This is a genomic window from uncultured Marinobacter sp. (genome assembly GCF_913055835.1).
Lineage (GTDB): Bacteria > Pseudomonadota > Gammaproteobacteria > Pseudomonadales > Oleiphilaceae > Marinobacter.
Map to the genome: position 1 here is coordinate 69,920 of NZ_CAJXKQ010000020.1, position 6,000 is coordinate 75,919.

Below are 6,000 nucleotides of genomic sequence, written 5' to 3' on the forward strand. Positions count from 1 at the left end.
TATCGTTCGGATGTAGAAAGGAAATCTGGTCGTTGGGATTAACGAGACTTGCAGATGGACGCGTTTGAATAGACGTCATTTGACGTTGAATTAGCTGTTATTGGGAGGGTGAGTGAGGAAGATTAAAGGTTACGCACCTGAACTAGTAGGTATCTTCGCTGGACTCCTAGCGCTCAATCTCTGGTATTTTTCGAGCCTGGCAGTTACCGAAAGTATTGCCCCAAAATCATACGAATATATGGCCCAGGCAGTCATCATTGCGATAGGCGCTTTCATTGGTTCTTGGTCAGCTGTAAAGCTTAACGAGAACAAGGAAACAGCCGACAGTTATCGCTTGAGAAAAGAAGCTTTGAATCAGGCGATTTTCGTCATCGCTCGGCAGATGAATGCTATGCGGCTAATTAAACAGGATATAGAGCAATACCAAGAGGGCGTCCAAAGAGCTTTCAATTTACCTGCGCAAAAGCCTCCAAAGTATTCAGATCTAAAACAAGACATTAATTCGCTTTCGTTCGTTTTGGAAACAGACACTCCGCAGATTCTGTTGGATTTGACGGTTGAGCAAGAACGGTTCGATCAGGCAATCGAGTCTATAAACGTCAGAAATGATTTTTATGTTTATCAAGTCCAGCCTGCGATCAGTCAACAAGGCTTGACTAGCCTTAGAGTTACGAGGCAACAGCTGAGGGAGGCATTGGGAGAAAGAATATTTGAGGGTGCGATGCAGGGAGCCCGCGAGTTGAGCTCTCATGTTGTCGAAACCGACAAGTCTTTGCCCCAGATGTATAGTCGTCTGTTGGATTTTTCAAAGAAGCATTTCCCTGGTGAAAAATTCGTACATTGGGAAATCCAATAACAAGTCACTGTTGGCGGACAATTCTTCCACCGCTTCGCGGCTCCAAAATTGCCGCAAAGTTTTGCGTTAAAAACCTATTCTCACCAGTGCAATCGACAGGAGGTTTTATGAGTACGGTAAAAATCGGCTCAGATGAGCGCCCACTGGAAGATGCGGATGCACAGTGGATAAATCAGCAAATTAATCGAAGACGTGATGATGGTGAAGATGTCTGCGTTGTTGTTAGGCTCAATGAACCTGGAGTAAATGTCACACTTGCTACTCCAAGTTGTGGGTGTGGCGGTGGCGGTGGTCGTAAAGCAAATGACCAAGAATCAGCTGTCCTTGGTTTGTGGACGGAAAGAGGCATGAATCAAGCCGATTTCAATGGCGGGAGTTTGGTTGCTTTTTTGGCCCAGTTGGAGCGTCTTCTATAAGTTTTAACCAATTGGTCAACCGGACACCAAAAGCGTAGCGCTTTTCGTTCCCTCCGCTGCGGTACGGCGCCGGTTACCATCAGCGTTGGGCGGCCTACGGAAAACTGAAAAACTGATTGAGTATATTGGATGAAGGAAATTCTCGATAAGCTGTCATCGTATAATATTTTCAACTATCTCCTACCTGGCGTTCTTTTTGCGTCGATTGGGACGGAAATCTCTTCGTACACTTTACTTGTTGATAATCTGGCAGTTGGAGCATTTCTTTACTACTTTTATGGGCTTGTTATTAGTCGCCTCGGATCGCTCGTAGTTGAGCCTATCTTGAAAAAACTCAGAATCGTGCATTTTGCCGATTATTCTAGTTTCGTTACTGCATCTCACTCCGATCAGAAGATCGATGTATTGTCGGAGCAGAACAACTCCTATCGTTCTCTTGCATCGCTTTTCCTGTGTTTATTGATGCTGTCAGCTATTGAATATCTCGATCGATTTTTTGGCATAGGCCATACGGAGTTACTAATTATTGCCGTGGCACTACTTCTCGTTCTTTTTGTCTCAGCGTATAAAAAACAAACAAAATATATAACGAACCGAGTGGATGCTGTTCTGGGTAAAACCATGAAAGGAGCGGCTAATGAAGCTGACGATTCATGATGTCGGGCATGGGCAATGTATAAGCTTGATTCATGCAAACGGCAATGTAATGCTTTGGGATTGCGGTCATGATGATGAGTATAGGCCTTCGGTGTTTTTGCCCGCTTTAGGGATCAGTCGAGTTGATTATTTCTTCGTGACCAACTTCGATGAGGACCATCTCAGCGATCTACACAATCTTCGTGATCGTGTGCGCTTGCGGTCAATATTCAGAAATAAAAGTATATCAGCGGATCAACTTCGTGCTCTCAAACGAGAGGCAGGGCCTATATCTCCAGCTATGCAGTCGATGCTAGACATGCTTGGCAAATATACTGGAGGGCCACTGGCGCCCGCCCCGGAGTTCCCCAACGTTCGCTTCCGGACGTTCAGCAACTCGTTTGGTACTCGTTTCCAAGACACTAACAATATTAGCCTCGTTACTTTCCTTACCGTTCACGGAACGAAATTTTTGATCCCGGGCGACCTAGAGGTTCAGGGTTGGGAAGCGCTACTAGAACGTCCCGAATTTGGAGCAGAGTTGGCTGATGTGGACGTTTTTATTGCGTCCCATCATGGTCGTGAGAGTGGTTATTGCCCCGAAGTATTCAGTCATTGTACGCCAAGCGTCGTGGTAATCTCGGATAGCGAAATCAAGCATGCCACGCAAGGGATGGTCAACGCTTATGGCAATCAATCAACTGGTATCTCTTTTAATGGTGAAAGCAGGCATGTTCTCACTACCCGGCGAGACGGAACGCTTACCTGGAACTTTGAGTAAGCCGCCCAACAAGTCGGTCAACCGGACGCCAAAAGCGTCCCGCTTTTGTTTCCATCCGCTGCGCTCCGGCGCCGGTTACCGCAGGCGTTACATGGTGAAGCTAGTCCTATGATTTCGGTAAAGCTGAGGAACCTTCGTCACCAAGATAGAGAGGCGGTCATTGCCATGCTTGGCGATCCTGAGGTGATGAGGTTTCTTGGGCCTCGTCGCGCCCTGGCAGAAGATGAGGCAGAAGCGTGGTTCGAGGATGCATTCGTCAACCCGACCCGCTTCACTATTGCTGACGCTGATACTGAAGAGTTCATCGGATTCTGTGGCATTAAACAGATAGATGGTATTCCGGACTTCGGCTATTTCATCAGACCGAAGTTCTGGGGCAGCGGCATTGCTGCTAAGGCATGCGAGTTGGCCGTCGAAAGGCTATCGTCCAAGATCGATCTATCGACAGTCCAGGTTTTCATCGCGGATGACAATTTGGCTAGCCAGCGAGTAGCTCAAAAATTGGGGTGGCAGGCCACGCACAGTGGTACTAAGGATGGAGAGTATGGCCGATACTACCGAATCACCATGTAACCAGGCGGTCAACCGGACGCCAAAAGCGTACCGCTTTTAGTTCCCTCCGGTGCGCTCCGGCGCCGGTTACTATCAGCGTCATATCTTTAAAGAGGCTAGTTTTGAAGCACGTCATTTTATTGATCGTCTTGGTTTATTGCAGTGCCGCAGGCGCTAACATGGGTTCAGGCAGTGAGCCTAATAATTCGCCCAAATTTGATGCGGATTACGATAATGTTTTAGGCCAGTGGTTTATGCAAAACCAGATGGCAGCTTTGGATAAGTGCGTTAAAGCAAACCATACTGCAGCAATTGCCCCGTTTGACGGCTTCATCCAAGTTGAACCCAGTGGTTTGATAATTCGATACCATGTTGAGGTCAAAAACCCTTTTTCCCTGTGCCTGAAATCAGTACTAGAGGGAAAGCAAGCGCCTAAACCACCACAGGGCATCCAGCTCAATCCATTCGACTGGGGCGGCATGGAAGAGGTATGACCAACGCGTCAACGGGACGCCAACTACGCTTCGATCCGTTCGCGCCCATTACCACTGGCGTTAATGCCTAGAGGAATCTATGTCAGAGATAGTCAAAACTCCTGAGCCGCCGTATTACGCGGTTATTTTCAGTAGCCATCGCACCGAGGGCGACAATGGTTACGGGGACATGGCAGAGAGGATGGTTGATTTGGCAGCAACCCAACCGGGCTTCTTGGGTATGGAGTCTGTCCGGGAGGATTTGGGTATCACCGTATCTTATTGGGAAAGCTTGGAGTCCATCACCAATTGGAAACAGAACGCCGAGCATCGAGAGGCTCAGCGATTGGGCCACCAAAAATGGTACTCCACCTTTCGGGTTCGTATTGCGAGGGTAGAGCGTGAGTACGGCATTTAACCAGCCAGTTGAATGGTCATTCCGGGCCACATCTGTTTTTAAAAAAGAGTTTTATGGACCAGCCTTTGAGCCTCAGACCCGCCGCCAAAACCGACCTGCCCTCCATCGTTTCCTTGTTCACCGATTCGGTCCATCAGCTTGCAGCCCGCAGCTATACGCCAGAGCAACGGGCCGCCTGGGCGCCGGAAGTTCCTGATGAGGAACAATGGCGATCCCGGCTGGCAAAGGTGGAAACGTTAATCGCAGAATCTGATGGCACCATGGCGGGCTTTATCTCTTTCACCGCCAGCGGCCACATCGAGTTCCTTTTCACTGCGCCAACCTTTTCACGCCGAGGCGTTGCATCGTTGCTCTGCGAAGCTGCCGTAGAACGCCTTCTTGGCAGAGGCGTCCGAACGCTGACAACAGATGCCAGTCTCGAAGCCCGTCCTTTTTTTGAATCCAGGGGTTTCTCGGTGGTGGAAGATCAGACTGTGGAGCGCGACGGCGTTCAGCTTCAGAGGTTCGCCATGGCTCGGTGCCTGAGTCAGAGCGAATAATGCTTGATTCATAAAGCTGGCTGCACTGCGGTTTCAGACGGAGTCCCTTGCGTTATATATTCTGCCCCTGGCTCCCTTTCACTAACCTAATCGGCAGGTCTGGCAGGTATGGCTACTCTTTCAGGCGGTCTTGTACACGAAATGCCCTCCGATCTGGCGGGTGCTCTTGGCCAGAGCAAAACCACGGTTGAACTATGGGAGAGTCTCACGCCCATCGCACGCAATGAATTCATTTGCTGGGTTGAAGATGCGAAGCAAGAGAAAACCCGAGTGAAGCGGATTCACCGAACGGTTAAGGAGCTTGCAGAGGGTAAGAGGCGCCCGTGCTGCTGGCCTGGCTGCATTCACCGTACCGACAAGAAGCCCGGCAAATGGCAGCAGACTGTTCTTGTTGAAGGCAGGTCCAGAAAGTAAAAGTGGCCGGCCACGTAGCAAGGCGGCCGAATCTGTTCTACGTTCCCCCAAGTTAATCAACACGCATCGAGACCTGATCTGAAGGGGTGACGAATGACGGAAAGCATCACTGTTACGAGACTTCTGCCGAACATCTGTACGGAGAAAATGGAAGAAACTCGCGACTTCTACAAGGAGTTGCTGGGCTTTGTTGTTGGCTTCGAGCACCAGGGCTGGTACATCCAGATGGCCTCGCCCGAAAGGCCGGAACTTCAGATCGGTATCATGCGCCTTGATTATGAGTTCACACCACCGCCATTCCAGCACCCGGCACAAGGCGTCATCCTGTCGGTACAGGTCGAGGACGTTGACGCCGCCTGTGCTGCCGTCAAAGCCCGTGGTTTCGAGCTGGCTCAAGACCTATGCACTGAGGATTTCGGGATGAGGCGGTTTATGGTGGCCGACCCGAACGGGTTACTTGTAAATCTTTTCTCGTTCCCGTGATGTAGGTGAAGCCCGGGACAGATCTGGTTTTATCCGAACGAGCGTAAGTCGCGACTGAACCGGAACGGTTCTATCTTTCATCCAGCCAAGCTCCAAACCCAACCGGAGGCCAAACGTGAGCGAACCCCGCAGTGACGATACCGACCATGCCTTTCTGCAGGAAGCGGTTCAACTGGCTCTCGACTCCGTCGATCAGGGCGGCGCCCCGTTCGGCGCGGTGGTGGTTCACAACGGCCGGGTGATTGCCCGGGCGGGCAACCGAGCGAAGCAGGATTGCGACGCCACCGCCCACGCGGAGGTTGCGGCGATACGTCTTGCCGGCCAGGCGCTGGGTGACGCCCACATGCCGGAAGCCACCCTGTACGCCAGCTGCGAGCCCTGCCCCATGTGCCTGGCGGCGGCCCACTGGGCTCGCATTCCCCGCATCGTGTA

Annotated in this window: 11 protein-coding genes; all 11 read left to right on the top strand. The window is 50.8% G+C overall.

Annotated elements, in window-relative coordinates; all coding sequences use genetic code 11:
* Window positions 1–112: 112 nt before the first annotated feature.
* The gene (locus QZ534_RS12125) at window positions 113–856 is read left to right on the top strand and encodes a hypothetical protein (RefSeq protein WP_296934733.1); all 744 of its coding nucleotides are present in this window, start codon (window positions 113–115) and stop codon (window positions 854–856) included.
* 107 nt (window positions 857–963) lie between these two features.
* On the top strand, window positions 964–1,272 hold the full coding sequence (locus tag QZ534_RS12130) for a hypothetical protein (protein WP_296934734.1): 309 nt from the start codon (window positions 964–966) through the stop codon (window positions 1,270–1,272).
* Between the two features lie 129 nt (window positions 1,273–1,401).
* Window positions 1,402–1,929 (top strand): hypothetical protein, encoded by a 528-nt coding sequence (locus QZ534_RS12135; RefSeq protein WP_296934735.1) that lies wholly within the window; start codon window positions 1,402–1,404, stop codon window positions 1,927–1,929.
* Window positions 1,910–2,689, top strand: a complete 780-nt coding sequence (locus QZ534_RS12140; protein WP_296934736.1) for a hypothetical protein — start codon at window positions 1,910–1,912, stop codon at window positions 2,687–2,689. Before QZ534_RS12135 ends, QZ534_RS12140 begins: the two co-directional genes overlap by 20 nt.
* Window positions 2,690–2,797: 108 nt before the next feature.
* Window positions 2,798–3,262, top strand: coding sequence for a GNAT family N-acetyltransferase (locus QZ534_RS12145; RefSeq protein ID WP_296934737.1), 465 nt, complete (start codon window positions 2,798–2,800; stop codon window positions 3,260–3,262).
* A gap of 101 nt (window positions 3,263–3,363) precedes the next feature.
* Window positions 3,364–3,735 (top strand): hypothetical protein, encoded by a 372-nt coding sequence (locus QZ534_RS12150; RefSeq protein WP_296934738.1) that lies wholly within the window; start codon window positions 3,364–3,366, stop codon window positions 3,733–3,735.
* Window positions 3,736–3,814: 79 nt separating this feature from the next.
* A complete protein-coding gene (locus QZ534_RS12155; protein WP_296934739.1) occupies window positions 3,815–4,132 on the top strand; it encodes an antibiotic biosynthesis monooxygenase in 318 nt (105 codons plus the stop codon).
* A gap of 53 nt (window positions 4,133–4,185) precedes the next feature.
* Window positions 4,186–4,671 (top strand): GNAT family N-acetyltransferase, encoded by a 486-nt coding sequence (locus tag QZ534_RS12160; protein WP_296934740.1) that lies wholly within the window; start codon window positions 4,186–4,188, stop codon window positions 4,669–4,671.
* 141 nt (window positions 4,672–4,812) lie between these two features.
* Window positions 4,813–5,085: a YdeI/OmpD-associated family protein gene (locus QZ534_RS18895; protein ID WP_366935820.1), complete on the top strand. Its 273-nt coding sequence runs from the start codon at window positions 4,813–4,815 to the stop codon at window positions 5,083–5,085.
* Between the two features lie 93 nt (window positions 5,086–5,178).
* Window positions 5,179–5,568, top strand: coding sequence for a VOC family protein (locus QZ534_RS12165; protein ID WP_296934741.1), 390 nt, complete (start codon window positions 5,179–5,181; stop codon window positions 5,566–5,568).
* A 115-nt stretch (window positions 5,569–5,683) separates the two neighbouring features.
* On the top strand, window positions 5,684–6,000 hold a 317-nt coding region (locus QZ534_RS12170), incomplete at its 3' end, for a nucleoside deaminase (protein ID WP_296934742.1).